Raw genomic sequence first — 25,508 nt, forward strand, 5'->3', positions numbered from 1 at the left:
CGCGGCATCCATGCCGCGGACACCCCCGCAACCGGACCCACCCCGCCTTCGACAGGCTCCTGCGATCTGTCGGGACGGCGTTCTCCGCTGCTGCTGGTAGGTGTCGACCTTGGTCGACACGATGGATCCAAGCCATGCGTGGCTGAAGCGATCTCTGTAGAGTCAAGCCGACGCCCGGATCTTTTCGTCCGGGATTGCAGCTAGGCTGTGGCGATGAAGATCACTTCCATTGCGCTGGACAAAGCCGTGTCGGACGGCCCCATCGATGCCTTCAGCCATGCGTTGCTGGGCGATTCACCCACGCTGGATGAGGTGCTGGAATACCTGGCCTCGCGGCACGCGGCTGATCCCCGGTATCGCTACCTGTGCACGCTCGATGATGCCGGCCAGTGCCGCTACACCAGCATGCACGCGTCAGACGACGCGCGCATCGCGCTCTACGAGGACGAAGACCCGGCAACCCCCGACGATGCGTTGGCGGCACGCGGGCGGTTGCTGGCGCATGTGGTCGCGCAGCTCGAGCATTCCTCTCATCGGCTGGAATGGAGCGCGCTGGCGGGCACGCTGATGTGCAATGACGCAGACATCGAGGCATTGGTCGCGGCCAATGCCGCACCGGACCCCATCGTCGACGAGGTGGTCTGCGTGCAACAGGTGCCCGTGGATCGTGACGACCTGCTGATCGCCGCCCTGCCCAACGGCTACTTCAGCGCGGACTGGAACATCTTCCAGAACCACGCCCTGATCCGGCACCTGCAAAAGCACCACGACTACCGCCTGTTCGGGCTTGGCGCATCGTGGCTGGGCTTCCAGCGTGACAGCGCGCCGTCGCCTGCGGAAGCGGACGCTCTGGTCGCGGACCTGCAGCGCGTCTACGCTGCCGGAACGCACGACACCTGGTCACAACTGGCTGCAACGCTGTCCTCCCGCACCACGCTTCTATTGGGATACACCGAAGGCTTCAGCGAACAGCTGCCCTGAGCGCGGTTCTACACGCGCTCGCGCAGCGAGCGGCCCGCTTCCGCTCCTGATCTGTTTTCCGTGGTGGCCGCACCCGGCCAACCCCACTGAACCGTGCTTCCCGCGAACCACCACGAGGGGCACCGCCGTTGGCCGCGATCTCCGGCACAATCGAAATCCTGATTCCCCAGAACACGGTGAACGTGCAATGCGCATCCTGATCCTCGGCGCCGGCGGTACCGGCGGTTACTTCGGTGGTCGCCTGGCCCAGGCCGGTGTGGACGTGACCTTCCTCGTGCGCCCCGCGCGTGCCGCCCAGCTGGATCGCGACGGCCTGGTCATCCGCAGCCCGCTCGGCGATGCCAGCTTCCCCGTGCAGCATGTCACCGCTGATGCACTGCCCGCATTGGCCGCGCAGAAGCCGTTCGACCTGGTCATCCTCAGCTGCAAGGCCTACGACCTGGACAGCTCGATCGACGCCATTGCCCCGGCCGTGGGCGCAGGCACCACCGTGCTGCCGATCCTCAACGGCCTGCATCACTACAACGCACTGGACGCGCGCTTCGGCCGCGACGCCGTGCTTGGCGGCCTGTGCTTCATCAGCGCCACCAAGGCCCCCGACGGTGCGGTGCTGCACCTGGGCAAACCGGCCAAGCTCACCTTCGGCGAGCGCGACGGCGGCCTGGCTTCGACGCGCGTGCGCGCCTTCGCTGCGGTCTGCGCGCAGGCCCATCTTGATCACCTGGCCAGCGAACACATCGGCCAGGAACAATGGATCAAGTACACCTTCCTGACCGCGCTGGCGGCGGCGACCTGCCTGCTGCGCGCCGACATCGGCACCATCGTTGCCACCGATGATGGCGAGGCGATCGTGCGCGGCCTGTACGACGAATGCCTGGCCGTGGCCGAAGCCGCCGGTGAACCGGTTCCCGAGGCCGCGCAGGACACCGCGCGCGGCACCCTGACCCAGGCCGGCTCGGCACTGAAGGCATCGATGCTGCGTGACCTGGAAGCCGGCCAACAGGTGGAGGCCGAACAGATCGTCGGCGACATGCTGGCCCGCGCGCGCAAGGCCGACCAGGAAGCCCTGCTGCTGCAGGTCGCCTACAGCAGCCTGCAGGCCTACCAGGCACTGCGCGGCGCGTGAGCATCATCTCCGCCGCCAGTGCATCGCCCTCGCGGGTGCTGATCCTCGGGCTGGGCTGGAGTGGCTGTGCGCTGGCCCGACATCTGCAGGCATTGGGCGCACACGTCGCCGGCACGGTACGCGATCCCGCATCGGCACCACGCGATGGTCTGCGTCGCCATCCGCTGGGTGCCGATGCCACGCCATCGCCCGCCCTGCTCGATGAGATCGCGCAGGCCGAGGCCGTACTGTGCAGCGTGCCACCCGACGCCGATGGCGATCCTGCACTGCGCCTGCTGTTGCCCGCGCTGCGGGCCAGCCCGGCATTGCGCTGGGTGGGCTATCTGTCGTCCACCTCGGTGTATGCCGACCGCGCCGGCGGCTGGGTCGACGAGCGCAGCGCAGCCGATGCCACTGAAGCAGCCGGCGTGCAGCGCCTGCGGGCCGAAGCGCAATGGCGTGCGCTTGCAGGAGAACGCGGCATCGCATCGGCAGTGTTCCGCCTGCCCGGCCTGTACGGGCCGGGGCGCAATGCGCTGCTGCAGCTGGCGCAGGGACGTGCCCGCCACGTAGTGCGTCCCGGGCTGCTATTCAACCGGCTGCACGTGGATGACCTGGTGACGGTCGTTATCGCGTCGATGCAGCGGCCGTGCGTGGATGGCCTGTATCTGCCGGCCGATGACGAGCCGGCACCGCCGCAGGAGGTACTGGCCTTCGCCGCGCAGCTGGGCGGGTTTGCGATGCCACCTGCCGTGGCATGGGACGACCCTGCACTCAGCCCGACCCTGCGACGCTTCTACCAGAGCAACAAGCGCATCGACAGCCGTGGCACGCGTGAAGCACTGGCGTGGGCGCCGCGGTTCCCCAGCTACCGTGAGGGCCTGCGCGACCTGCTCCGGTAGTGCCGGCCGCTGGCCGGCAATCAACCGTGTTGCCGGCCAGCGGCCGGCAGTACCATCAACCTGCGCCGGGCAGGCGGAAGAACGTACGCGTCGCGGCCGTTGCATTCGCGGCGGTCACTGCCACGTCCTCGCCACGGTCACGCGCCAGTTCTTCCACGATGTGCGAGAGAAACATCGGTTCGTTGCGGCGGTCCTTCGGCATCGGCTTCAGCGTGCGCGGCAGCAGGTACGGTGCGTCGGTCTCGATCATCAGGCGGTTGGCCGGGATGTTCTTCACCAGTTCGCGCAGGTGCGCGCCACGGCGCTCGTCGCACAGCCAGCCGGTGATGCCGATGTACCAGTCCTGGTCCAGGTAGTCGAACAGCTCGTCACGCTCACCGGTGAAGCAATGCACCACCGCCGGGCCGATGCGGCCTTCGACGTTCTTCATCTGTGCCATGAAATCGGCATGCGCATCGCGCTGGTGCAGGAACAGGGGCTTGCCATTGTCCGCGGCCAGCTGCAGCTGGCGTTCGAACGCGCGGTGCTGGGCCGGGCGCGGCGAGAAATCGCGGAAGTAGTCCAGCCCGCACTCCCCCACCGCCACTACTTCCGGGTGGGCATGCAGCGCGCGCATTTCGGCATCGCATTCCTCGGTGTATTCCACCGCGTGGTGCGGGTGCACGCCGGCGGTGGCGTACAGGAAGCCGGGGTGCTGCTGGGCCAACTGCAGGGCCAGTGGCGAGTGCTCGCGGCTGGCACCGGTGATGACCATCTGCACCACGCCGGCCTGGCGCGCGCGGTCCAGCACGGCATCGCGGTCGCGGTCGAAGGAGTCGTGGGTCAGGTTGGCGCCGATATCGATCAGGTGCATGGTCATCGCGGGGGAAAAGTGCCCGCGCATTGTACCTGCGCCTGCCGTGGCCCCTTATCCTTTGCATATGAACGCCCCGCTCTTCCCGATTTCCCCGCTGCTGCCGCAGATCCAGCAGCAGCTGGCCGTGCAACCACGGCTGGTGCTGGAGGCCCCGCCCGGTGCCGGCAAGACCACCCAGGTGCCGCTGGCGCTGCTCGACGCGCCGTGGCTGCAGGGCCGCAGGATCATCCTGCTGGAACCACGCCGGGTCGCCGCGCGCAGCGCGGCGCTGTTCATGGCACGGCAGCTGGGTGAGGAGGTCGGCGGCACGGTCGGCTACCGCATCCGCTTCGAGAACAAGGTATCCGCGCGCACCCGCATCGAGGTGGTCACCGAGGGCATCCTGACCCGGATGCTGCAGGACGACCCGATGCTGGAAACCGTCGGCGCGATCCTGTTCGATGAATTCCACGAGCGCCATCTCAGTGGGGATCTGGGCCTGGCGCTGGCGCTGGACGTGCAGGCGCAGCTGCGCGACGACCTGCGCCTGGTGGTGATGTCGGCCACGCTGGACGGCGAGCGGCTGGCACGCTTCCTCGATGCGCCGCGGCTGAGCAGCGAGGGCCGCAGTTATCCGGTGGCGATCAGCCACTTCCCGGCGCGCCGCGATGAAGCCCTGGAACTGCAGGTGCGCCGCGCGGTGCAGCAGGCACTGGCCGAGCATCCGGGTGACCTGCTGGTGTTCCTGCCCGGCCAGCGCGAGATCGCGCGCGTCCAGGCCGGCCTGCAGGAGTCACTCGATGGCAACGTCGAGGTGCTGGCGCTGCATGGCGAGCTGCCGGTGGAACAACAGGCGCGCGTGCTGCAGATGGCCAGCGATGGCCGCCGTCGCGTGGTGCTGGCGACCAACGTGGCCGAGTCGTCGGTGACCCTGCCCGGCGTGCGCGTGGTGATCGACAGCGGCCAGGCGCGCGAGCCGCGTTATGACCCCAACAGCGGCTTTACCCGGCTGGACGTGGTGGCCATCGCGCAGGCGTCGGCCGACCAGCGCGCGGGCCGTGCCGGTCGCGTGGCCGAGGGCGTGGCCTGGCGGCTGTGGCCGCAGTCGCAGCGGCTGGAGCCGCAGCGCCGCGCGGAGATTGACCAGGTGGAACTGGCCGGACTGGCGCTGGAACTGGCCGCGTGGGGCAGCAGCGACCTGCGCTTCCTCGACCCGCCACCGGCCGGCCCGATGGCTGCGGCGCGCGAACTGCTGCAACGCCTGGGTGCACTGTCGGACTCGGGCGCGATCACCGCACTCGGGCGCCGTGTACTGGCGCTGGGTACGCACCCGCGGATGGCGGCGATGCTGCTGGCAGCGCCCGATGCCCGCGCGCAGGCGCTGGCCGCCGATCTGGCCGCCCTGCTGGAAGCGCGCGACCCGCTGCGCCAGGGCGGTGACGCGCTGGCGGCCCGCTGGCGCGCACTGGCCGCGTTCCGCACTGGCCGCGCGCCGGGCGATGCCAACCGCAGCGGGCTGGCCGCCATTGATGCCGCCGCCAAGCAGTGGCGTCGCCGCCTGCGCTGCGAGGCTACGCCGCCGGCCAGCATCGAGGCGCACGAACTAGGCGATCTGCTTGCACACGCTTTTCCCGACCGGATCGGTTTCCAGCATCCCGGCGATCCGCTGCGCTACCTGCTGGCCAATGGCCGCAGCGCGCGCCTGCACGAACTGAGTGACCTGCGCGGTGAGCCGTGGCTGGTGGCCAGCGAACTGCGCTTCGAGGCGCGCGATGCGCTGCTGCTGCGTGCCGCACCGGTGGATGAAGGCCAGCTGCGCAAGGCATGGCCGGAGCGCTTCGTCACCGAAGACGTGGTGCGCTGGGACAGCGAGCGACGCGCCCTGGTGGCGCTGCGCGAGACCCGTTTCGACCGGATCGTGCTGGACAGCCGCTCGGCTGGCCGGGTCGATCCGCAGCACGCCGCGCAGGCGCTGACCGATGCGGTGGCCGAGCTCGGCCTGCAGGCGCTGCCGTGGACCGAGGGCCTGCGCCAGTGGCAGGCACGGGTGGAATCGCTGCGGCGCTGGATGCCCGAGCTCGGCCTGCCCGACTGCAGCGACGATGCCCTGCTGGCCACGCGCGCACAATGGCTGCAGCCCGCGTTCGCCGGCAGGACGCGACTGGATGCGCTGGATGAATCCAGCTTCGGCGAGGCGCTGAAATCGCCACTGGAGTGGTCACAACGGCAGTTGGTCGAGCGTCATGCGCCGACCCGCATCACCGTGCCGTCCGGACTGGAGCGGCCGATCACCTATGCGCTGGACAGCGAGAGCGGCGATCCGCTGCCGCCGGTGCTGGCGGTGAAGCTGCAGGAACTGTTCGGCCTGGCCGACACGCCGCGCATCGCCGATGGCCGCGTGCCGCTGACCCTGCACCTGCTCTCCCCCGGCGGCCGCCCGCTGCAGGTCACCCAGGATCTGCGCAACTTCTGGGAAAGCACCTACGCCGAAGTGAAAAAGGAGATGAAGGGCCGTTACCCGCGCCACCCATGGCCGGATGATCCGTGGACGGCGACGGCCACGCACCGGGCCAAGCCGCGCGGAACCTGAAGCCCCCTGGCACCAGGCGGAGAGCATTGCCGGCCAGCGGCCGGCACTACCGGGTGCGGAGCCTGCCTGATCCTGAATGGCTACGCTAAAGTCACACCACGTGCGTCCCCGACTGACATACCGTTTACGGGCAACACGCGACACTGGACTTCGACCCGAGGCAAAGGACCCCCGCATGAGCAAGCTGACCGTAATCACCGACCGCGCTCTGGAGCGCGCCCTGGAGCTGGCCCACACCGCCGGCGATGGCCTGAAGAGCGCCGGTGGCAGCCTGCGCAACGCGGACTGGATCAAGACCGGCGCCGCCCTCGGCGCAGTGAAGACCGGCGGCAAGGTCGCCACCAAGTTCGCCCGCCGCAACCCGGCCGTGACCATTGCCGCGGCTGCCGTCGGCGTCGGCCTGCTGGGCTATGCGCTGTACCGCAAGCAGCAGAAGAAGAAGGCTGCCAATGGCCACGTGGTGAATGGGCAGGCGCAGCGCATCCACGCACGCGACCGCCGCAACGACACCGTGGTGGACGAGCACAGCGATATCGGCAGCGACGCGTGAAGCTGCCCGGGTCAGACCCCTTCCGCAGGAAGGGCTCTGACCCTACCAGCTACGAGGGCCGGATGCCGCGAGGTATCCGGCCCTTTCTGTTTCAACCGATCTGCCGCCACTGCCCCGGCTGCAGGTCGTCCAGCCGGTAGGGCCCCATCGCCACCCGCACCAGCCGCAGCGTTGGCAGGTTCACTGCCGCGGTCATCCGCCGCACCTGGCGGTTGCGGCCCTCGCGGATCGTGATCGCCAGCCAGGCATCGGGCACGGTCTTGCGGAAGCGCACCGGCGGATCGCGTGTCCACAGCGACGGCGCCGGATCGAGGCGCTCGATCTTCGCCGGCAAGGTCGGCCCGTCATTCAGCTCCACCCCATCGCGCAACCGTTGCAGCTGCTCATCGCTGGGCGTGCCTTCCACCTGCACCCAGTAGGTCTTGTCGGCCTTGTGCTTCGGGTCGGTCAACGTGTGCGCCAGCGTGCCGTTATCCGTCAGCAGCAGCAGGCCTTCGCTGTCATGGTCCAGGCGACCGGCGGCATACACGCGCGGCGGCAGGCCGAACCCGGCCAGCGTCGGCCGCGGCGGTACGCTGCGGTCGGTGAACTGGCAGAGCACGTTGAAGGGCTTGTTGAAGGCGATCAGCATTGCGGGCACGGCAGTCGGCGGGTGGCGCATTGTCCCATGCCGCGCCACGTGCCACTCGGCTGTAGAGCCGAGCCCATGCTCGGCTCATCGCGCACAGCACGGCGGAACGCAACAGCAGCCGAGCATGGGCTCGGCTCTACAGAGTCAGCATGCGCCAGCCCGGCACCCCTCTTACGGCTTGATGAAGCGCAGGGTCATGCGGTCGCTTTCGCCGATCGTCTGGTACTTCGCATCATCGGCCTTGTCGTGCTGGTTGGTCGGCGGCAGCGTCCACACGCCGTTCGGGTGGTCCTTGGTGTCGCGCGGGTTGGCGTTGACCTCGCTGCGCGCGTCCAACCTGAAGCCGGCGGCCTCGGCCATCGCGATCACCTGCTGCTGGCCGACATAGCCGGTGTCATCGTCGTCGGCCACGTCGGCCTTGGCGCGGTGCTCGACCACGCCCAGCACGCCGCCCGGCTTGAGCACGTTGAAGAAGCCCTGGAACATGCCCTGCGCCTGGCCGGCCTTGCGCCAGTTGTGCACGTTGCGGAAGGTCAGCACCACATCGGCTGAACCGGCCGGGCCGAACACCGGCTTGGCCGGATCGTAGGCCACCACGGCAGTCTTGCCGAACTGTGCCGGTGCAGCGGCGTACTTCTTTTCCAGGCTGTCGCGGCTGCGCTGCTGGTAGTCACGGCCGCGGCCTTCGGGCACCGCCATCGGATCGACCACCGCAGCAACGTAGTGGCCCTTGTCGTGCAGCAGCGGCGCCAGGATCTCCGAGTACCAGCCGTTGCCGGGGGTGATCTCGATGACGGTCTTTTCCGGCGTCACCTTGAAGAACGACAGCGTCTGCGCCGGGTGGCGGAAACCGTCGCGCTTGACGTTGTTGGCATCGCGGGTGGGCGCCTTCACCGCCGCGTCGATGGCCGGCGACACCTGGATCTTCGCCGGCGCGACCGTGGCCGGTGCGGCAAACGCGGGAACAGCGGCAAGCAGGGCCGAAGCAAGCAGCAGGCGGCAACCACGCAGGGACGAAGCAGGCATCATCGGAGCGACTCCAGCGGAAGATGCGGCGAGACTAGCAGCCGCGGCGCCCCAGGTGTTCACAAAACGTTAGCCGCGTGCGTATCGCGGAACACTGTTTTGTGGTCGCCGCCGCAGCACGGTCACACTACGCGTTTTATTCTGGAGCACTTCCCCCAAGGAGTCCGTGCCCATGACGGCAACCCGCGAACTGGGCCGTTCCGGCCTGCATGTACGTCCGCTCGCCTTCGGTGGCAACGTGTTCGGCTGGAGCGCCGATGAGAAGGCCAGCTTCGCCCTGCTCGATGCCTTCGTCGACGCCGGCTTCAACCTGGTCGACACCGCCGATGTGTATTCGGCCTGGGTGCCGGGCAACACCGGCGGCGAATCGGAAACGCTGATCGGCAAATGGTTCGCGCGCAGCGGAAAGCGCGACAAGGTGGTGCTGGCGACCAAGGTGGCCAAATGGGCCGAACGCCCCGGCCTGACCCCGGACAACATCAATGCGGCGGTCGAGGATTCGCTGCGCCGCCTGCAGACCGACGTGATCGATCTGTACCAGGCCCACGAGGATGATGAGTCGACGCCACTGGAAGCGACCCTGGCCGCGTTCGGCCGCCTGATCGAAGCCGGCAAGGTGCGCGCCATCGGTGCCTCCAACTACAGCGCCACGCGCCTGGCCGATGCGCTGAAGGTGTCCACCGACTACAAGCTGCCGCGTTACGAAACCCTGCAGCCGGAGTACAACCTGTACGACCGTGCCGGCTACGAGAAGGAGCTGGAACCGCTGGTGCAGCGCGAACAGATCGGCGTGATCGGCTACTACGCCCTGGCCAGTGGCTTCCTCAGCGGCAAGTACCGCACACCGGCCGATGCGGCCAAGAGCCCGGCACGTGGCGAAACGGTGGTGAAGCGCTATCTGAACCCGCGCGGCCTGCGCATCCTGCAGGCGCTGGATGACGTGGCCAGCAAGCACAACGCCAGCGCCGCACAGATCGCACTGGCATGGCAGATCGCGCGGCCGTCGATCACCGCGCCGATCGTCAGCGCCACCAGCGTCGAACAACTGCACGATCTGCTGGCGGCGGCCAACGTGTCGCTGAGCGTGCACGATGTCGCGCAGCTGGATGCCGCCAGCGCCGAAGCGTGAGGCCCGGTAGTGCCGGCCGCTGGCCGGCATTGCACACATACCGCAGAAAATAATTGAACAAAATGGTTGCGCACGACTAAATCGTGGTTTATCGTGCGCACCTCGTTTCAACAACCACTGGAAACTTCCCTTGAACGCGCATTCCGTCGCCATTGCCAAACTGCTGCCATGCCTGCGCATGGACGGGCTGGCGCGCGCGTTCGGCAAGGAAGACCAGCTGACAACGGCCTGATACCCGCCCTGCGGAGATCGGCCACCCCGATCTCCGAGGCCTGACGACGCCCTCGGAACGCAAGTCCCGGGGGCGTTTTCGTTTGCGTCGGCACAAGGACCCGCGATGCCAGAACTGCACCCCGCGCGGCAACCCGCCGCTCACTGACCCAGGTTTCTCCCGCCCCGCCGAAGGATTTACTTCGCGCGATCGGCTGCGCCTGGACATTATCTGCATCGCATCAAAACATTATCGCTCGTCGATAATGTCGGTGGCCTGCACCCTCGATTCTCCAACGGTCCCGTTTCCATCACGGGCTGGTGCGCGCGGCGTTGCCGTGGCGTATGCCGGAGGTCGCGGACATGCCATCGCCTGGATCGCCTGCTGGAGGCAGGCGCCGGTTCGCCGGTACGCGGTTCGATTCCGCGCGGTCCCCAACTGGATAGCTCAGTAGGGTAGAGCAACGGATCCTGATTCCGTCTGTCGTGGGTTCGACTCCCACTCCAAACCACATGACCTGTCACGTCATGACTTGAAGCAACACCCGGGGCGCGAGCCCCAGCGGCCATCGTCGCCGTCCACCGCCATCGCCTTCGGGCAGGAACGTGGAAGGCAACGGACCGCACGCCGGGCCCCGGCCCGCCGCCACTGCCAGCCACGTTCCGCCCCGGTGCTGCCTGCCGGGAACGGCGATGGCAGCACTGCCGGCGCACCGAAGGCTCCGCGCGCGGACCGTCCGCCGATGGCCGCCCTCTTCCGCTGCCTGCACGTGGTGTGCAGGCGGCCGCGCCACGACCTGATCGACCCGGGTCATGGCGATTCATCCGCAACGGGTCGAACCACCAGAGCCATACAAGGAGAGACTCCCATGTTCTGGACCATCAAGGTCGTGATCGGCGACGGCGAGCGCGGCCTGGTGTATCGCAACCGTCGTTTCCAGCAGATCCTGCTGCCGGGCGTGCACCGCCTGTCGCCGTTCGGCGGCCGGCCGCACGTGGACATCCACACTGCATCGAAGGGCGCGGCCTACACCGGCAGCGACCAGGACAGCCTGATCGAAGCGCTGGGCGCACAGCTGGACACGCACTTCGTGCTGGCCAACGTCGGCGCCAGCGAGGTCGGCCTGTTGCTGCGCAACGGCCGCATCGATGAAGTGCTGCCGCCGGGCAGCCGCCGTCTGTACTGGCGCGGTTCGGTCGATACCCAGGTGCAGGTAATGGCGTTGGGTGACGAGCCGCGCATTCCGGCCGACGTGCAGCAGCGGCTGGGTCAATTGGGCGTGCTGCCGCGTGTGGCGGTGATCAGCACGGTGCCAAGCGAGTCGGTCGGCCTGCTGTTCATCGATGGCACGCTGCGGCAGACGCTGGACGCCGGCCTGCACGCGTTCTGGAACTTCAACGGCAACGTGTCGGTGGAGCGTGTGGAACTGCGCGCACGTTCACTGGACGTGTCCGGCCAGGAACTGCTCAGCCGCGACAAGGTGACCCTGCGGGTGAACCTGGCCGCGACCGTGCAGGTGGTCGACCCGGTGCGTGCGCACCGCACGCTCAGCAATGCCGATGAGTTCGTCTACCGGCAGCTGCAGTTCGGCCTGCGCCAGGCAATTGCCGCGCGCAGCCTGGACGAGCTGCTGGGTGACAAGGCGGCACTGGACGGCGAGATCGCTGCGCATGTGCAGGCGGCGATCGAAGGCCACGGCGTGCGGTTGCTCGGCGTCGGCATCAAGGACGTGATCCTGCCGGGCGAGATGAAGGAGATCCTCAACGGCGTGGTGCTGGCCGAAAAGCAGGCCCAGGCCAGCGTGATCCGTCGCCGCGAGGAGGCCAACGCCACGCGTTCGCAGCTCAACACCGCAAAGCTGATCGAGGACAACCCGGTGCTGATGCGCTTGAAGGAGCTGGAGGCACTGGAGAAGGTCACCGAGAAGATCGACACGCTCACCGTGTTCGGCGGCCTGGATGGCGTGCTGAAGCAGCTGGTGACGATCAGGTAGGGGGTAGCGGTGGCGCAGGGACGCGCCGCCGGCCCATCAAGGACATTCAGGAAGACATGGACACTCAACAGAACTATCAATGGCTGCATGCCGAGGGCACCACGCCGATCAAGGGCTGGGTCAACGGTGTGCCGCTGGAAGCGCAGGCGCATGAGCAGCTGCGCAACATCGCCGCGATCCCGTTCGTCGGGCCGTGGGTGGCCGTGATGCCGGACGTCCACTTGGGCAAGGGCGCGACCGTCGGCTCGGTGATCCCGACCCGCGGTGCGATCATCCCGGCCGCGGTCGGCGTCGACATCGGCTGCGGCATGGCGGCGGTACGCACCACGCTGCGCGCCAACGACCTGCCCGATGACCTGCGGCAGCTGCGCAACAGCATCGAGCGCAGCATTCCGGTGGGCAACGGGCGCGGCGGCGAGCATCACCGCATGCCCGACAGCATCCACACCCGGCTGGTGCAGTCCGGGCTGGCCGCCGGCCTGGAGAAGATCAAGGACAAGCACCGCCGCATCCGCACCGACAAGCTGGACCGCCAGCTGGGTACGCTGGGCGGCGGCAATCACTTCATCGAACTGTGCCTGGACGAGACGGACACGGTGTGGGTGATGCTGCACAGCGGATCGCGCGGCACCGGCAACCTGATCGGCACCTACTTCATCGAGAAGGCGCGCGAGGAACTGGCCCGGCGCGTGCTCGGCTTCCACCTGCCGGACAAGGACCTGGCGTTCTTCATGGAAGGCGAGCCGCTGTTCGATGAATACGTCGAAGCCGTGTCGTGGGCGCAGGACTACGCCCGGCAGAACCGCGAGGCGATGATGTCGCGCGTGCTGGCCGAGATGCGCCACCGCTTGCCGAAGTTCCAGCTGGCAGCGATGGCGGTGAACTGCCACCACAACTACGTGCAGAAGGAGACGCACCACGGCCAGGAACTGCTGGTGACCCGGAAGGGGGCGGTGAGTGCGCGCGAAGGCGAGCTGGGCATCATTCCCGGCAGCATGGGCACGCGCAGCTACATCGTGCGCGGCAAGGGCAACGCCGACAGCTTCCACAGCTGCAGCCACGGTGCCGGCCGGGTGATGAGCCGTGGCACGGCGCGCCAGCAGATCACGCTGGCCCAGCACCGCGAGGCCACCGCGCACGTGGAATGCCGCAAGGACAGCGGCGTGCTGGACGAGTCACCGGCCGCGTACAAGTCGATCGACGATGTGATGGCAGCGCAGCTGGACCTGGTCGAGGTGGTGCACACCCTGCGCCAGGTGCTGTGCGTGAAGGGGTAACGGAGCGGTGCCGGCCAAGGCCGGCCTCTACCAGAGCAGCACGTCGCGTCGGGGGTCAGATCGCTTTCTGCGAAAGGGATCTGACCCCGGCACATTCAGCGCGGCACGCTGTCTTCGGCCACCAGCGCATGATGCACGCCGATGCCCGCGCGCACGCCTTCGGCCATGGCCAGGGTGATGTTGCCGACCGTCGTCGCATCGCCTGCGGCGTACACGTTGGGCACCGAGGTCTGCTTCATCATGTCGACCTCGATCAGCACCCCCAGCGGGCTCTCGACCAAGGCGCAGCCAAGCTGCTGCACCAATGGCGTGGCCATCGCCTGGGTGGCCGGTACGAACAGCGCACGCTGGGCGATGCGGCGGCCGTCGGCCAGCTCCACCTCCAGCCAGGTCGGCTGGTCGCCCTGCACGCCCAGCACCGGCGAGGTCTCGATCTGCACGCCGCGCTGCTGCATGGCAGCGCGTTCCTCATCAGTGATGTCCCGTCCCATGCTGAAGAAGGTGACATTGCCCCAGTCGGCAAACAGCGGCGCCTTGCCGGCGGACATCGGATGGCCGCCAAGCAGGCCGATGGCGCCGCCACCCACTTCGTAACCATGGCAGTAGGGGCAGTGCAGCACGGTGCTGCCCCAGCGCTCGGCCAGCCCGGGCAGTTCCGGCAGCTGGTCGGCGATACCGCTGGCCAGCAGCAGCTTGCGCGCGGCCAGCACCTGGCCATCGGCGGTACGTACTTCCACGCCCTCTGCGCTGGTGTTGGCCTGCACGGCCTCGGCATGCACCCAGCGCACCGTGGGGTAGTCCAGCAGCTGCTGGCGCGCGGTCTTCAGCAGCTCGGCACCACTGATGCCATCCAGCCCTGGCACCCCGTGCGAATGGCTGGCGAAGCGGTTGCGTGGTGAACCGGCATCGATGACGGTGACCGGCCGCCGGGCACGGGCCAGGATCAGGCCGGCGGCAATGCCGGCGTAGCTGCCGCCGACGATGAGCACATCAGGATTCATGGTGACCTTCCAGGGAACGGTGATGGGCGAGATGGCGTGCGAAGTCGGCGCCGAGCTGGTCCAGCGTGGTCGCCCGCAGGCGCGCCTCCAGCAACCGCTGTGCCTCGCGTGCCCCCTCCAGCAGCGCGCTGTTGACCAGCTGCTGGATCGGGCAGCCGCCGCCGGCGTCGCGGGCGCCGACCTGCACCAGCGGCGGTGCGCCCACGGCCAGATAGATGTCATGCAGGGTGATCGTTGCAGCGTCGCGGGCCAGCTGGCTGCCACCGCCATGACCGCGGGTGCTGCGTACCAGGCCGGCCTTGTGCAGCTGCGCCAGCAGACGGCGGATCACCACCGGATGGGTCGGCAGGCAGGACGCCAGCTGCCCGGAGGTGCGCGGGCCATCCTGGCCGACCAGATGCGCCATCACATGCAGGGCGTCAGAGAGCGGGTTCGCGGATTTCATGTAACTACATTAGTTACATTTATATCCCCTGTCCAGGGTCCGCATTTGTTCCATATGGACACATTTGTCCTATGAAACACTTCCTTCACATCACTAAACGAAACGCTAATGTGATGTTCGTCGCACTTCAGCGGAAGCGTAGCGGGTCGATACCGCATTGCCCCTTCCCGAGAGTGCTTCCCGATGAATGCGTCTGTCCGTGCTCCGCGCCTGCAGTCCAAGCTGCTCGGCGCGGTCTCTGTTGGCTTGGCCGTGGTCCTGCTGTGCGCGCTGGCAGGCCTGGCCTCCGCCTGGTTGAAGTTGTCCACCGAGGTCCCGCCCGAAGTCGCGCACAGCCGCGATGCCGAACGCCTGCAGCGTGAGTTCCGTGGCCAGGTGCAGGAATGGAAGAACGTGCTGCTGCGCGGGCACGACGATGCGCTGCGCCAACGCCACCTGGATGGCTTCGACAGCGAAGGCCGCCTGGTCGGGCAGCTGGCCAAGGGTCTGGCCACCAGCCCGGACCCGCGCACGCGTGAGCTGGCGCAGGCGTTCGTTGGCCTGCACGCGCAGCTGCAGCAGGACTATCACGCGGCGCTGCAGGCATTTGCCGCAGCCGGCTACGATCCCGCGGCCGGCGACAACCTGGTGCGCGGCAAGGATCGCCCGGTGGCGATGGCTCTGGATGCGCTGAGCACGCACGCCGCGCAGGTGGCTGAAGCGGCGGTGGCGTCCCGTTCGCAGCAGGCCCGGCAGACCCTGCTGCTGTGCGCGGCGCTGACCGTGCTGGCCGCCGTGCTGCTGCTGATCGGTCTGGCCTGGTGGCTGCGGCGTGCGGTGGTGCAGCCGGTGCTGGCAGTGGAAGCAGCGGCGCGCGCGGTGGCCGCCGGTGACCTGCAGCACGCAGTACAGGTGCGCAGCCGCGACGAGATCGGTCGCCTCGCGCAGGCCATGCAGGCGGTGCAATCCACGCTGCGCAGCGTGCTGGATGCACAGGCCGCGATGGCGCAGGCGCACGAAGCCGGCACCATCAGCCATCGCATGGACGCCGCTGCCTTCCCCGGCGCGTTCGGCACCATGGTGGCCGACTGCAACGCACTGGTCGATGCGCACATCCGGGTGAAGATGCGCGCGATCTCGATCATGGGCCGCTACGCGGTCGGCGACCTCAGCCAGGACATGGAACGCCTGCCCGGCGAGAAGGCGGTGATCACCGAAGCGCTGGACATGGCCAAGCACAACCTCGGCCTGATCAATGGCGAGATCCGCCGCCTGGCCGAAGCTGCCGGCGCAGGAGACTTCAGCCAGCGCGGCGACAGTGCCCGCTTCGAGCATGATTTCCGTGCAATGGTCGAAGGCCTGAACCGCCTGATGCAGACGACGGAGCTGAACCTGGGCGAGGTCTCCAGCATGCTGCGCGCGATCGCCGATGGCCGCCTCGGTGCACGCATGCACGGTGATTTCCAGGGGGTGTTCGCGCGTATCGCCGGCGATGCCAACACCACCGCCACGCAGCTGGCGACCATCGTCACCGACATCAAGCACGCCTCCGGCAACATCCACACCGCCGCCGCGGAGATCGCCGCCGGCAACAATGACCTGTCGCGCCGCACCGAGCAGCAGGCGGCCAACCTGGAGGAGACGGCGGCATCGATGGAGGAGCTGACCTCCACCGTGCGCCAGAACGCCGAACATGCGCGCCAGGCCAACCAGCTGGCGATCGGCGCCCATACGGTCGCCTCGCACGGTGGCAGCGTGGTCGGCCAGGTGGTGGCGACGATGGGCGCGATCGAGACCTCGTCGCGGCAGATCGCCGAGATCATCAGCGTCATCGATGGCATCGCGTTCCAGACCAACATCCTGGCGCTGAATGCTGCGGTGGAAGCGGCACGCGCCGGCGAACAGGGCCGCGGCTTCGCGGTGGTCGCCAGCGAAGTGCGTACGCTGGCGCAGCGCTCGGCGGCAGCCGCGAAGGAGATCAAGTCACTGATCGAAGCCTCGGTGGAACAGGTTGGCCATGGCGCACAGCGCGTGCGCGAGGCAGGCGACACCATGGCCGAGATCGTTGCATCGGTGCAGCGCGTGACCGACATCATGGCCGAGATCTCCGCGGCCTCGCAGGAGCAGAGCGCGGGCATCGAACAGGTCAGCCAGACCGTGATCCAGATGGACGGCACGACCCAGCAGAACGCCGCGCTGGTGGAAGAAGCCAGCGCCGCCGCGCGCAGCCTGGAGCAGCAGGCCAACCGCCTGATCGATGCGGTGGATGTGTTCGACCTGTCGACCACGGCGGCGGCGAAGGGCGGGCTGGCACGCGCGGCTTGATTGATCCGGTTGCCGGCCAGCGGCCGGCACTACCGTCGAGCGCAGACAGGGGGAGTGCCGGCCGCTGGCCGGCAGCGTCCAACGCTGCATGGGTGGCGGCATGAACAGTGCGGACCAACGGTCCGCACCCACCACTACCTGCCGTCGTACACGTCGATGCAATGCACCGTTGCCGGCATGCACACGGCCGCTGGCCTACCCTTTCGTGGACATTCCCGCCTCCCTCCCCCTCTGCTGGAGCCCCCATGACTGTCCCCGCCTTCGGTCTCGGCACCTTCCGCCTGAAAGACCAGACCGTGATCGACTCCGTGCGCAACGCGCTGGTGGTCGGCTACCGCGCCATCGATACCGCGCAGATCTACGGCAACGAAGCCGAGGTCGGCCAGGCCATCGCCGATTCCGGCGTGCCGCGCGACGACATCTACCTGACCACCAAGGTCTGGATCACCGCGTTCAAGCGCGATGCGCTGCTGGCCAGCCTGCGCACCAGCCTGGAAAAGCTGCGAACCGAGTACGTCGACCTGGCGCTGATCCACTGGCCATCGCCGAACGACAAGGTCGACGTGCCGATGGAGGAGTACCTGGCCGCACTGGCTGAAGCCAAGGCGCAGGGCCTGACCCGCGAGATCGGCATCTCCAACTTCACCATCGCGCAGACCCGCAAGGCGATCGGCATCCTCGGCGCCGGTGCCATTGCCACCAACCAGATCGAAATCCACCCCTACCTGCAGAATCGCCTGCTGGTGAAGTTCCTGCAGGACAACGGCATCCACATCACCGCCTACATGAGCCTGGCCTACGGCGAGGTGATCAAGGACCCGGTGATCCAGGCCATTGCCGGACGCCACCAGGCCACGCCGGCGCAGGTCGCGCTGGCCTGGGCGCTGCAGCAGGGTTTCTCGGTCATTCCGTCCTCGACCAAGCGCGAGAACCTGGCGAGCAACCTGGAAGCGGCAGCGATCCGCCTGACCGACGAAGACATGGCACAGATCGCCAAGCTCGACCGCGGCCATCGCCTGGCCAACCCGGAAGGCATCGCCCCGGCCTGGGATTGATTCCAACGACGGCGCGCGACTGCTCTGGTAGACGCCGACCTTGGTCGGCGCAGACGTCTGATCGATCGATGAAACACCGTGCCGACCAAGGTCGGCACCTGCCGGACGGTCAGCGCTCGGCAACACCGCGCAACATATCCAGCACGTCGTGGATGTCCAGTGGCTTGCATAGAAAACCGGCAGCTCCCAGCGCGCGGGCTCTTTCAATCACCTGTACCCGCGTATCCGCGCTCATTACAAGAACCGGTGGCGCGCCGGGGTCCCTGGCTAGCGACTCCAGCACCTCCCATCCGCTGCAGCCGGGCATGTGCAGATCCAGCAGCACCACATCAGGCTCGACTGCCGCGATTACTGCGCGCGCGTCGTGACCATCGTGGCGGGAGCTGAGGCGATGACCGGCGCTCTGCAGCAGGCGCTCTACCACGTCACGGTTGGTTTCCACGTCCTCGAACAGCAGGCAGTGCAGCGGTCGCACCGACGCTGCGTGTGACTGAAGAAGTTCTTCAAGGGAAGGAAGAGGGTCCACCTCCGTGGTTGAGGCCACCGTGAAGCGCCACGCGAATGAGGCACCGCCTGCTTCATTGCGGCTCACGCTGATCGTCCCACCCATGGCATCGGAAATCAGCCGCACGATGTACAGCCCCAGCCCGACACCCTGCTCGCAGCGTGCCTCACCTTGGCTGAGCTGTACGAACGGCGAGAAGATCATCTCCAGGTCCGCGGCTTCGATCCCCGTGCCGGAATCGCAGACCTCGATCTGAACCTGCCAGTCGTCACCCGATCGGACCGCAACGATGGATACCGACACCTCGCCCGCCATCGGGGTGAACTTGATGGCATTGCAGACAAGATTGGTCACCACCTGTTCGATACGGCCGCCGTCTGCCAGCATCCAGACATCGGGCTCACTCCCATCCAGCTGCAGAAGTACGCCCTTGTCGGCGGCAGCCGGCATGCAGGTCGCCTGCACGCTTTCAATGATCGACCGCAGCGAACAAGGATGAAGCCGCAACTGCAGCCGGCCACCATCGATGCTGGCTGCGTCCAGTACATCATCGATGCGGTGCCTGAGCGCCTGCGCCTGCGTTGCGACCGTCGCCAGTGCATGCCGTTGGGCCGTACTTGCCGTCCCCACTTCCAGCAGCTGGATCCCACTGATGATGGCGTTCAGCGGCGTCCGCAGCTCGTGGCTCATCGTACTGACGAATCGGCCCTGCGCCTCACGCGAAGCAATGGCACGCAGCGCTATGTCACGCATCGCGGCTACCAGCAACGCCGCTACCAGCGGCAACAGGATCGTCAATGCCAGCGCGTAGGCGAGGTAGGCGGGCCGAGAGACCCAGTAGCCTTCAGGCGCGGCCCACAGCAATGCCAGCGCAGTCGATGCAATCGCGGGAGCAATTGCCCTGCGGCCATACACCGCGGTCGCGGAGATCACGAGGAAAGGCAGGGCTGCATTGAGCGTCATCAGCAGGATGAACGCCGCGTCCACCTGGATCGCAACCATTGCCAGGCTGAGCAGAAGGCCTACCCCATCGCACCAGCGGTGGCAGCGCTCCATGCAGAGCCTTGCAACAAGTGCCCATGTCCCGGATACCGCGAGCAGTGCAACGGCCACCGGCAGCACGCGGGCCGCCTCATTGGCCAGAACCGGCTGCGGGCCATCCACCCACTGCCAGCACCACAGCACCACCAGTACCTGCAGCAGGACCCGGAACCCGCTGGCGCGTGGCTCCTGAAGGCACGACAGAAGCCAGGCCAGGCGGTGCATCTCCAGCGCACGGGCTGCCTGCAGCAATGCTGCCGGTGCGGAAGCCTGCGAGCACACACGGGGCTGGTGCACGTCAGCCTCCTTCCATCCGGAAATACGTCGTCGCACGATGCAGAAGACGCTGCGCGGACAGTGCCAACGCGCATGCCCGCCGCCGCACAGCGTACGCTTCTGTACCCGAGCGGAGACAGTCACTCAATGCGTCGCAGGCCAGCGTTACCTCGGCGCTGCCCAACGCCGAGGTCACGCTCTTCAAGGCATGCAGACGCGCCAGCTCCTGCTCCAAGCCACCGAAGCATTCGTCCTTCGCCTTGCTCATCCACTGCGATATCGCCGCGTCCAACGCTGCGGTGAATGAAGGCAGCTGGTGGGGCGACGTTGCCGCAATGAGACCTAGCATCGAGCGTTCCCCAAGCTCAGGCCGGTCCATGGCGTGTGGACCTGCGTTCAGCCCAAACCGGGACTTCAAGCTTTGCATCGCCTTCCTCCATCTGTCGCATTTAACACCTGAACGGATGTATTCCAGCGTCCTGTTACGCCTGACTGGAGACCTCAGGCGTCAGCATGCAGGACCCGCGAGCTATTGCATCCGCTGATGGATCTGTACGAAGAACTGCGGAAAGCAGCCACCCAGCAGATGCCCTGCAGCCACCGCGAGCATGATTCCGCCTACGATGGCAGCACATCGGGCCGGGAGTGACAGTCGCTTCAGATCCATGGCATCCAGCATGTAGGCAACGAATGCGCTACGCCATCGGAATTCTTTCAAACTTTCCTCATGGACCACCATGCTGACACTGACACTTCTCCTGCTGCTTTCATGCAGCGTGCTGGTCTGGAAACGCCGTCTGCACAGTGCTGCGTTTCTGGCGACGCTTCCGCTGGCCATGGCAGCCAGTGCCAGCGCCCCGGTCACGCAATGGTTGCTGGATCGCGCGCAGGGCACCCCTTCTGTCACTGAACATGCGCACCATCCACGTACTGTGATCGTAGTGCTGGGTGCCGGCATCGACCACGATGCCCAGGGCTCCAGGCCCGGGCTGGCCGGTTACAGCCGCCTGATGAGGGCAGCACAGCGTTACCACGAATGCGATCGCACGCGGGAGGTCTGTACGGTGCTTGCCAGCGGAGGCGTCACTGCCAAGGGCGATGTCGCTGAGGCCGATGTCTACGCACGCGAACTGATTGCGCTGGGCGTGCCCACCGAGAGGATTGTCCGCGAGCGTGCCAGCAGGAACACCTGGCAGAACGCCCGAAACAGCAGTGCGATCATCGGGCGCAACAGCCCGCGGGTGGTGCTGGTGACCTCGGGCCTGCATCTCACGCGGAGCCTGATCTACTTCCGACACTTCGGCGTCGTGGCCGAGGGCCTGCCCAGCGACCGCCTCCGTGCCACCCCGGGGTGGCTGCCCTCCACATTCAATCTATTGCTGGTCGAAGTGATGTTGCATGAGCGTATCGGCGTTCTGCGCTACCACCTCTACAACCGGATGGGCTGGAACGACGCCCCCATCGAGCCGGTCAGTGTCGCGCCTGCAGCAACCACCCACGCATCGCCGCACTGACCTCGTCCGGTTTCTCCATCGGTGCCAGGTGCCCGCAGTCAGGCACCACCACCAGCTGCGAGTGCGGCACCATCGCGTGCATTTCCTCGCTCACCGCCAGCGGCGTGATGCGATCGTTCGCGCCGCACACGATCAGCAGCGGATCGCGGTAACCGGCCAGCACATCATGGCCATCGCGGCGTTCCAGCGCGCTCTGGCGCAGGAACACGTCCGCGCCCAGGCGGGCGGTCATGTCGCGCACGCGCTGCACCAGCACGTAGTCATCCAGCCGCGACGCATCGATGTAGCTGCGCATCAGCACATCGCCGAAGCCGTGGAACTTCCCCGGCAGGCGCACGCTGGCGCGTTGGCTGCGGCGCTGCTCGGCACGTTCCGGTGAATCGGCGTGGATCGAGGTATCGATCAGCGCCAGCTGCAGCACGCGCTCCGGCGCAATGCGCAGGATCTGCTGGGCGACGAAGCCGCCCAATGAGAAACCGGCCAGCGCAAAGCGCTCCGGTGCCTGTGCGAGCACGTCCTCGGCCACCGCCTGCAGGGTCTCGCCACGGGTCTGGTCGCCTACTGTGCAGTCGGCGATGTCGGCCAGGTCGGCCAGCTGCGCGCGCCACAGCTCGGCATCGTTGAGCAGGCCGGGCAGCAGCAGCAGGGGAATACGGTCGGTCATGGGGGTATTGTCGCGCCAGCACGGTGACGGAACCATGCCGCAACAGGCGGTTGCGTTGTAGAGTCGCGCCATGCTCGACTACTGCACAGCCCGTCGAGCATGGCTCGACTCTACAGAAGGCGGCGATACGGACGCGACCATGGCAGACCCCTACAACAGCGGCACCCCCACCCCACCCGCGCTCCGCTTCGATGATGCGCTGGTCACCACCGCCTTCGAGCTGCCTGGGCACCGCGTCGTGCGCAACCTCGGTGTGGTGCGCGGCATCACCGTGCGCTCGCGCTCGATCGTCGGCAACTTCCTCGGCGGTATCCAGACGCTCTTCGGTGGCAACATCACCATCTATACCGAACTGTGCGAACAGGCCCGCGAGGAAACCTACCGCGACATGGTCAAGCATGCGCGGCAGCTGGGTGCCAACGCGATCATCGGCATGCGCTACGACGCCACCGATGTGATGACCGGGCTGACCGAAGTGCTGTGCTATGGCACGGCGGTGGTGGTGGAGCCGATGCGTTGAAGCTGTAGAGCCAAGCCCATGCCCGGCTCAGGCGTGCCCGTGTGATGCAAGGCAGCCGAGCGTGGGCTCGGCTCTACAGGAATCAGGCCACCGGCGGGACGTCGGGTACCTCGACCTGCTGCACCGGCAGGGTCACCATCATCACCGTCGGGTCGTCCGGGTCCAGCTTCGTCTTGAAGCCCAAGCTCTGGCACATCGCCAGCATGGTGCTGTTCTCGCGCAGCACCTGGCCTTCGACCACGTCCAGGCCCAGCCACTTGGCGTACTCGATCATGATCGCCATCAGCCGCCAGCCGATGCCGTGGCCCTTCAGGTCCGAGCGGATCAGGATGCCGTACTCGCCACGGTGGTAATCCGCATCGGCATGCAGGCGCACCGCGCCCAGCATCTCGCCGCTGCGCGGTTCGATCGCCACCAGCGCAATCGAGCGCGCGTAGTCGAGCTGGGTCAGGCGCGCGATGAACTCGTGGCTGAAGTGCTTCACCGACTGGAAGAAGCGCAGGCGCAGGTCCTCGTCGCTGACGCGGGCGAAGAACGCACGGAACAGCGCGTCGTCCTCCGGCCGCACCGGGCGCACGAAGGCGCGGCCGCCATCGGACAGTTCGATGGTGCGCTCCCACTCCTTCGGGTACGGGAACACCGAGAAACGTGGATGGCCGCGGCCCTTGTGCAGGATGCGCGACGGCGCCACCGCCACGCGGGCGTCGAGGGCGAGGATGCCCTTGCCGTCGACCAGCAACGGGTTGATGTCCAGCGTACGCACTTCGGGAATGTCGGCGGCCAGTTGTGCAAGCTTCACCAGCGCCAGCGCCAGTGCGCGCTCGTCAGCCGCCGGCACGTCACCGTAGGCCTTGAGGATGCGCGAGGCGCGGGTCTGGCCAATCAGCTCGTGGGCCAGGCGCAGGTCCAGCGGCGGCAGCGCCAGTGCCTTGTCGTTGATCACTTCGACGGCAGTGCCGCCGCGACCGACCACGATCACCGGGCCGAACGTCGCGTCATCGGCGATGCCGACAATCAACTCGCGCGCCTTCGGACGCACGATGGTCGGCTGCACCAGCAGGCCATCGACACGCGCATCCGGCCGCAGCTGGCGTGCGCGCGACAGGATCGCGTTGGCCGCGCTCTGCACCGCCGGCAGCGTGGACAGGTTCAGGCGCACACCATCCACTTCCGACTTGTGCGGAATATCCGGCGAGAGAATCTTCAGCGCGACCGTGGCACCGCGTTCCAGCAGCGGCTGCGCCAGGTCCATCGCCTCGTGCGCATCACGCGCATGCATCACCGGCGCGGAGGGAATGCCGTAGGCCTTGAGCAGTTCATGCGTAGCCAGCGGGTCCAGCCACTGCTGGCCGTTGGCCAGCGCGGCATCGACCAGTGCGCGCGCGGCGGTCGTGTCGACGCTGAAGTCCTGCGGCAGGCTGGGCGGCGTTTCCATCAACGCGTTCTGCGCTTCGCGGTAGCGCACCAGATGCTGGAAGCCACGTACGGCTTCGGCCTCGGTCGGATAGGTCGGCACCCGCGCCGCGTTGAGCGTGGCGGTGGCCTGGTCGTCGTTGCCCAGCCACACCGCGAACACCGGCTTGTCGCGGTGGTGGCGTGGGCGCAGGCCAAGCGTGCGGGTGAGTGCCTGCGCGGCGTCCGCCGATGAGGTGAACGCGGTCGGCACGTTGACCACCATCACCGCGTCATTCTCGTTGTCGGCCAGCAGCGCTTCGATGGCCGCGGCATAGCGGTCACCATCGGCGTCGACCACGATGTCGACCGGATTGCTGCGCGACCAGCCCTGTGGCAATACCGCATCGAGCTTCTGCACCGTGCTGTCGGACAGGGTGGCCAGCGTGCCACGCAGCGCGATCAGCTGGTCCACGGCAAGGCGGCCGACGCCGCCACCATTGCTGAGAATGGCCAGGCGGCGGCCAGGGAAGGTGCCCAGCCGCCCCAGTGATTCGGCGGCGGTGAACAGCTCGTCCAGCGCACCGACGCGCAGCAGCCCGGCGCGGTTGAAGGCCGCACCGTACACATCATCGGCGCGGGCCAGGGCCTGCACATGGGTATCGCGGCTGCCCGGCTGCACGCGCTCGGCGCGGCCGGACTTCACCACCACCACCGGCTTGGCGCGGGCGGCGGCACGCGCGGCCGACATGAACTTGCGCGCGTCCTTGATCTGCTCGACGTAGAGCAGGATGGCGCGGGTACGGTAGTCGGTGGCGAAGTAGTCGAGCAGGTCGCCGAAGTCGACGTCCATCGTATCGCCCAGCGAGACCACGGCGGAGAACCCGACCGAGCGCGCCACGCCCCATTCCACCAGCGCGGCGGCAATGGCCGAGGATTCGGAGATCAGCGCGAGGTCGCCCGCCTGCGGAAAATGTGCGGCGATGCTGGCATTGAGCCGCGCGTGCGGCGCGATCACGCCCAGGCAATGCGGCCCGAGGATGCGCAGGCCATGCTTGCGCGCCACCGCCTCTACCTGTGCAGACAACGAACCGGGGCCTTCGCCCAGGTGCGCGGTGAGGATGATCGCCGCCTGCACGCCACGTTCGGCGGCAGTGCGCACCACCTGCGGCACGATTGCCGCTGGTGCGGTGATCACCACCAGGTCGGGCACCCAGTCCAGGTCCTTCAGCCGCTTGACCGTGCGGATGCCATCGATCTCGGCATGCCGCGGATTGATCCACGCCACCTTGCCGGGGAAGCCGGTGCCACGCAGGTTGCGCATCACCGCGCGCCCGGCCGAACGCTCGCGCGGGCTGCCGCCAATCACCGCGACCGACTGCGGACGGAACACGGACTGCAGGTGGTAGGTACTCATGCGCCTACGGTACCCAAATTCCGTGGCGATGGGGTCGGAGGCGGGGTCGGATCCCTTTTCGCAGGAAAGGGCTCCGACCCCTGCTGCGGATATCCGGGGTCAGAGCCCTTCGCTGCGCGAAGGGATCCGACCCCGGCGTGCACG

General features: G+C 67.5%; 21 protein-coding genes and 1 tRNA gene. 13 read left to right on the top strand and 9 right to left on the bottom strand.

All coding sequences use genetic code 11. The features are described 5' to 3' along the window. The first annotated feature begins 213 nt into the window (after positions 1-213). The 3 genes from AC5JLE_RS06485 (at position 214) to AC5JLE_RS06495 (ending at position 2,988) form a co-directional block, all read left to right on the top strand. Positions 214-981 (top strand): hypothetical protein, encoded by a 768-nt coding sequence (locus tag AC5JLE_RS06485; RefSeq protein ID WP_049406681.1) that lies wholly within the window; start codon positions 214-216, stop codon positions 979-981. A gap of 187 nt (positions 982-1,168) precedes the next feature. Continuing rightward, positions 1,169-2,107 (top strand): 2-dehydropantoate 2-reductase, encoded by a 939-nt coding sequence (gene panE, locus AC5JLE_RS06490; protein WP_053496507.1) that lies wholly within the window; start codon positions 1,169-1,171, stop codon positions 2,105-2,107. Then, complete coding sequence (locus AC5JLE_RS06495; RefSeq protein ID WP_032961506.1) at positions 2,104-2,988, top strand: Rossmann-fold NAD(P)-binding domain-containing protein; 885 nt, start codon at positions 2,104-2,106, stop codon at positions 2,986-2,988. Before panE ends, AC5JLE_RS06495 begins: the two co-directional genes overlap by 4 nt. 55 nt (positions 2,989-3,043) lie before the next feature. On the opposite strand, the gene AC5JLE_RS06500 is transcribed toward AC5JLE_RS06495, so the two are convergent. Beyond that, positions 3,044-3,841 carry a TatD family hydrolase gene (locus AC5JLE_RS06500; protein WP_041864321.1) on the bottom strand — a complete coding sequence of 266 codons (798 nt, stop codon included), beginning with the start codon at positions 3,839-3,841 and terminating at the stop codon, positions 3,044-3,046. 67 nt (positions 3,842-3,908) lie between these two features. On the opposite strand from AC5JLE_RS06500, the gene hrpB reads away from it, so the two are divergent. Next, a complete protein-coding gene (gene hrpB / locus AC5JLE_RS06505) occupies positions 3,909-6,413 on the top strand; it encodes an ATP-dependent helicase HrpB (RefSeq protein ID WP_496065132.1) in 2,505 nt (834 codons plus the stop codon). 175 nt (positions 6,414-6,588) lie between these two features. Then, the gene (locus tag AC5JLE_RS06510) at positions 6,589-6,963 is read left to right on the top strand and encodes a hypothetical protein (RefSeq protein WP_014648816.1); all 375 of its coding nucleotides are present in this window, start codon (positions 6,589-6,591) and stop codon (positions 6,961-6,963) included. 91 nt (positions 6,964-7,054) lie between these two features. Here AC5JLE_RS06510 and AC5JLE_RS06515 read toward each other — a convergent pair whose 3' ends face one another. Together AC5JLE_RS06515 and AC5JLE_RS06520 are read right to left on the bottom strand one after the other, a co-directional pair. Beyond that, positions 7,055-7,594: a pseudouridine synthase gene (locus tag AC5JLE_RS06515; protein WP_014648817.1), complete on the bottom strand. Its 540-nt coding sequence runs from the start codon at positions 7,592-7,594 to the stop codon at positions 7,055-7,057. A gap of 171 nt (positions 7,595-7,765) precedes the next feature. Next, a complete protein-coding gene (locus AC5JLE_RS06520; RefSeq protein WP_100450782.1) occupies positions 7,766-8,623 on the bottom strand; it encodes a class I SAM-dependent methyltransferase in 858 nt (285 codons plus the stop codon). A gap of 169 nt (positions 8,624-8,792) precedes the next feature. Between AC5JLE_RS06520 and AC5JLE_RS06525 the strand changes: the two genes are divergently transcribed. The 4 genes from AC5JLE_RS06525 (at position 8,793) to AC5JLE_RS06540 (ending at position 13,230) form a co-directional block, all read left to right on the top strand. Continuing rightward, positions 8,793-9,749, top strand: a complete 957-nt coding sequence (locus tag AC5JLE_RS06525) for an aldo/keto reductase (protein ID WP_032961500.1) — start codon at positions 8,793-8,795, stop codon at positions 9,747-9,749. 649 nt (positions 9,750-10,398) lie between these two features. Continuing rightward, positions 10,399-10,471, top strand: a tRNA-Gln gene (locus AC5JLE_RS06530). A 357-nt stretch (positions 10,472-10,828) separates the two neighbouring features. Continuing rightward, the gene (locus tag AC5JLE_RS06535) at positions 10,829-11,953 is read left to right on the top strand and encodes a slipin family protein (RefSeq protein ID WP_005411579.1); all 1,125 of its coding nucleotides are present in this window, start codon (positions 10,829-10,831) and stop codon (positions 11,951-11,953) included. Positions 11,954-12,009: 56 nt separating this feature from the next. Then, on the top strand, positions 12,010-13,230 hold the full coding sequence (locus AC5JLE_RS06540) for an RtcB family protein (RefSeq protein ID WP_496065133.1): 1,221 nt from the start codon (positions 12,010-12,012) through the stop codon (positions 13,228-13,230). Positions 13,231-13,325: 95 nt separating this feature from the next. Here AC5JLE_RS06540 and AC5JLE_RS06545 read toward each other — a convergent pair whose 3' ends face one another. Both AC5JLE_RS06545 and AC5JLE_RS06550 read right to left on the bottom strand, forming a co-directional pair. Continuing rightward, positions 13,326-14,231, bottom strand: a complete 906-nt coding sequence (locus tag AC5JLE_RS06545; protein ID WP_049406697.1) for an NAD(P)/FAD-dependent oxidoreductase — start codon at positions 14,229-14,231, stop codon at positions 13,326-13,328. Continuing rightward, positions 14,221-14,676: an Rrf2 family transcriptional regulator gene (locus AC5JLE_RS06550; protein ID WP_100450786.1), complete on the bottom strand. Its 456-nt coding sequence runs from the start codon at positions 14,674-14,676 to the stop codon at positions 14,221-14,223. Before AC5JLE_RS06550 ends, AC5JLE_RS06545 begins: the two co-directional genes overlap by 11 nt. 183 nt (positions 14,677-14,859) lie before the next feature. Between AC5JLE_RS06550 and AC5JLE_RS06555 the strand changes: the two genes are divergently transcribed. Continuing rightward, positions 14,860-16,980 carry a methyl-accepting chemotaxis protein gene (locus AC5JLE_RS06555; protein WP_496065134.1) on the top strand — a complete coding sequence of 707 codons (2,121 nt, stop codon included), beginning with the start codon at positions 14,860-14,862 and terminating at the stop codon, positions 16,978-16,980. Positions 16,981-17,225: 245 nt separating this feature from the next. After that, positions 17,226-18,035: a 2,5-didehydrogluconate reductase DkgB gene (gene dkgB, locus AC5JLE_RS06560; RefSeq protein WP_496065135.1), complete on the top strand. Its 810-nt coding sequence runs from the start codon at positions 17,226-17,228 to the stop codon at positions 18,033-18,035. A gap of 109 nt (positions 18,036-18,144) precedes the next feature. Here dkgB and AC5JLE_RS06565 read toward each other — a convergent pair whose 3' ends face one another. After that, positions 18,145-19,878 (bottom strand): ATP-binding response regulator, encoded by a 1,734-nt coding sequence (locus AC5JLE_RS06565; RefSeq protein ID WP_238381494.1) that lies wholly within the window; start codon positions 19,876-19,878, stop codon positions 18,145-18,147. Between the two features lies 1 nt (position 19,879). Next, the gene (locus AC5JLE_RS06570; RefSeq protein ID WP_164167279.1) at positions 19,880-20,284 is read right to left on the bottom strand and encodes a hypothetical protein; all 405 of its coding nucleotides are present in this window, start codon (positions 20,282-20,284) and stop codon (positions 19,880-19,882) included. A gap of 310 nt (positions 20,285-20,594) precedes the next feature. Here AC5JLE_RS06570 and AC5JLE_RS06575 point away from each other — a divergent pair, with 310 nt between their 5' ends. Then, positions 20,595-21,371, top strand: a complete 777-nt coding sequence (locus tag AC5JLE_RS06575; RefSeq protein WP_329856807.1) for a YdcF family protein — start codon at positions 20,595-20,597, stop codon at positions 21,369-21,371. Here the strand turns inward: AC5JLE_RS06575 and AC5JLE_RS06580 are convergent. Next, positions 21,328-22,035 (bottom strand): alpha/beta fold hydrolase, encoded by a 708-nt coding sequence (locus tag AC5JLE_RS06580; RefSeq protein WP_046433177.1) that lies wholly within the window; start codon positions 22,033-22,035, stop codon positions 21,328-21,330. The two genes, AC5JLE_RS06575 and AC5JLE_RS06580, sit on opposite strands and share 44 nt — an antisense overlap. 139 nt (positions 22,036-22,174) lie before the next feature. On the opposite strand from AC5JLE_RS06580, the gene AC5JLE_RS06585 reads away from it, so the two are divergent. Next, a complete protein-coding gene (locus AC5JLE_RS06585) occupies positions 22,175-22,555 on the top strand; it encodes a YbjQ family protein (protein ID WP_014648827.1) in 381 nt (126 codons plus the stop codon). Positions 22,556-22,637: 82 nt separating this feature from the next. Here the strand turns inward: AC5JLE_RS06585 and AC5JLE_RS06590 are convergent, their stop codons facing one another. Then, a complete protein-coding gene (locus AC5JLE_RS06590; RefSeq protein ID WP_496065136.1) occupies positions 22,638-25,364 on the bottom strand; it encodes a bifunctional acetate--CoA ligase family protein/GNAT family N-acetyltransferase in 2,727 nt (908 codons plus the stop codon). Positions 25,365-25,508 lie beyond the last annotated feature (144 nt).

This window comes from Stenotrophomonas sp. (assembly GCF_059505245.1).

Bases quoted from the DNA above. Each gene is read 5' to 3' on its own strand.
- AC5JLE_RS06485 (WP_049406681.1), top strand. From the start codon at position 214: ATGAAGATCACTTCCATTGCGCTGGACAAAGCCGTGTCGGACGGCCCC.
- panE (WP_053496507.1), top strand. From the start codon at position 1,169: ATGCGCATCCTGATCCTCGGCGCCGGCGGTACCGGCGGTTACTTCGGT.
- AC5JLE_RS06500 (WP_041864321.1), bottom strand. From the start codon at position 3,841: ATGCACCTGATCGATATCGGCGCCAACCTGACCCACGACTCCTTCGAC.
- hrpB (WP_496065132.1), top strand. From the start codon at position 3,909: ATGAACGCCCCGCTCTTCCCGATTTCCCCGCTGCTGCCGCAGATCCAG.
- AC5JLE_RS06510 (WP_014648816.1), top strand. From the start codon at position 6,589: ATGAGCAAGCTGACCGTAATCACCGACCGCGCTCTGGAGCGCGCCCTG.
- AC5JLE_RS06515 (WP_014648817.1), bottom strand. From the start codon at position 7,594: ATGCTGATCGCCTTCAACAAGCCCTTCAACGTGCTCTGCCAGTTCACC.
- AC5JLE_RS06520 (WP_100450782.1), bottom strand. From the start codon at position 8,623: ATGATGCCTGCTTCGTCCCTGCGTGGTTGCCGCCTGCTGCTTGCTTCG.
- AC5JLE_RS06525 (WP_032961500.1), top strand. From the start codon at position 8,793: ATGACGGCAACCCGCGAACTGGGCCGTTCCGGCCTGCATGTACGTCCG.
- AC5JLE_RS06535 (WP_005411579.1), top strand. From the start codon at position 10,829: ATGTTCTGGACCATCAAGGTCGTGATCGGCGACGGCGAGCGCGGCCTG.
- AC5JLE_RS06540 (WP_496065133.1), top strand. From the start codon at position 12,010: ATGGACACTCAACAGAACTATCAATGGCTGCATGCCGAGGGCACCACG.
- AC5JLE_RS06545 (WP_049406697.1), bottom strand. From the start codon at position 14,231: ATGAATCCTGATGTGCTCATCGTCGGCGGCAGCTACGCCGGCATTGCC.
- AC5JLE_RS06550 (WP_100450786.1), bottom strand. From the start codon at position 14,676: ATGAAATCCGCGAACCCGCTCTCTGACGCCCTGCATGTGATGGCGCAT.
- AC5JLE_RS06555 (WP_496065134.1), top strand. From the start codon at position 14,860: ATGAATGCGTCTGTCCGTGCTCCGCGCCTGCAGTCCAAGCTGCTCGGC.
- dkgB (WP_496065135.1), top strand. From the start codon at position 17,226: ATGACTGTCCCCGCCTTCGGTCTCGGCACCTTCCGCCTGAAAGACCAG.
- AC5JLE_RS06570 (WP_164167279.1), bottom strand. From the start codon at position 20,284: ATGCAAAGCTTGAAGTCCCGGTTTGGGCTGAACGCAGGTCCACACGCC.
- AC5JLE_RS06575 (WP_329856807.1), top strand. From the start codon at position 20,595: ATGCTGACACTGACACTTCTCCTGCTGCTTTCATGCAGCGTGCTGGTC.
- AC5JLE_RS06580 (WP_046433177.1), bottom strand. From the start codon at position 22,035: ATGACCGACCGTATTCCCCTGCTGCTGCTGCCCGGCCTGCTCAACGAT.
- AC5JLE_RS06585 (WP_014648827.1), top strand. From the start codon at position 22,175: ATGGCAGACCCCTACAACAGCGGCACCCCCACCCCACCCGCGCTCCGC.
- AC5JLE_RS06590 (WP_496065136.1), bottom strand. From the start codon at position 25,364: ATGAGTACCTACCACCTGCAGTCCGTGTTCCGTCCGCAGTCGGTCGCG.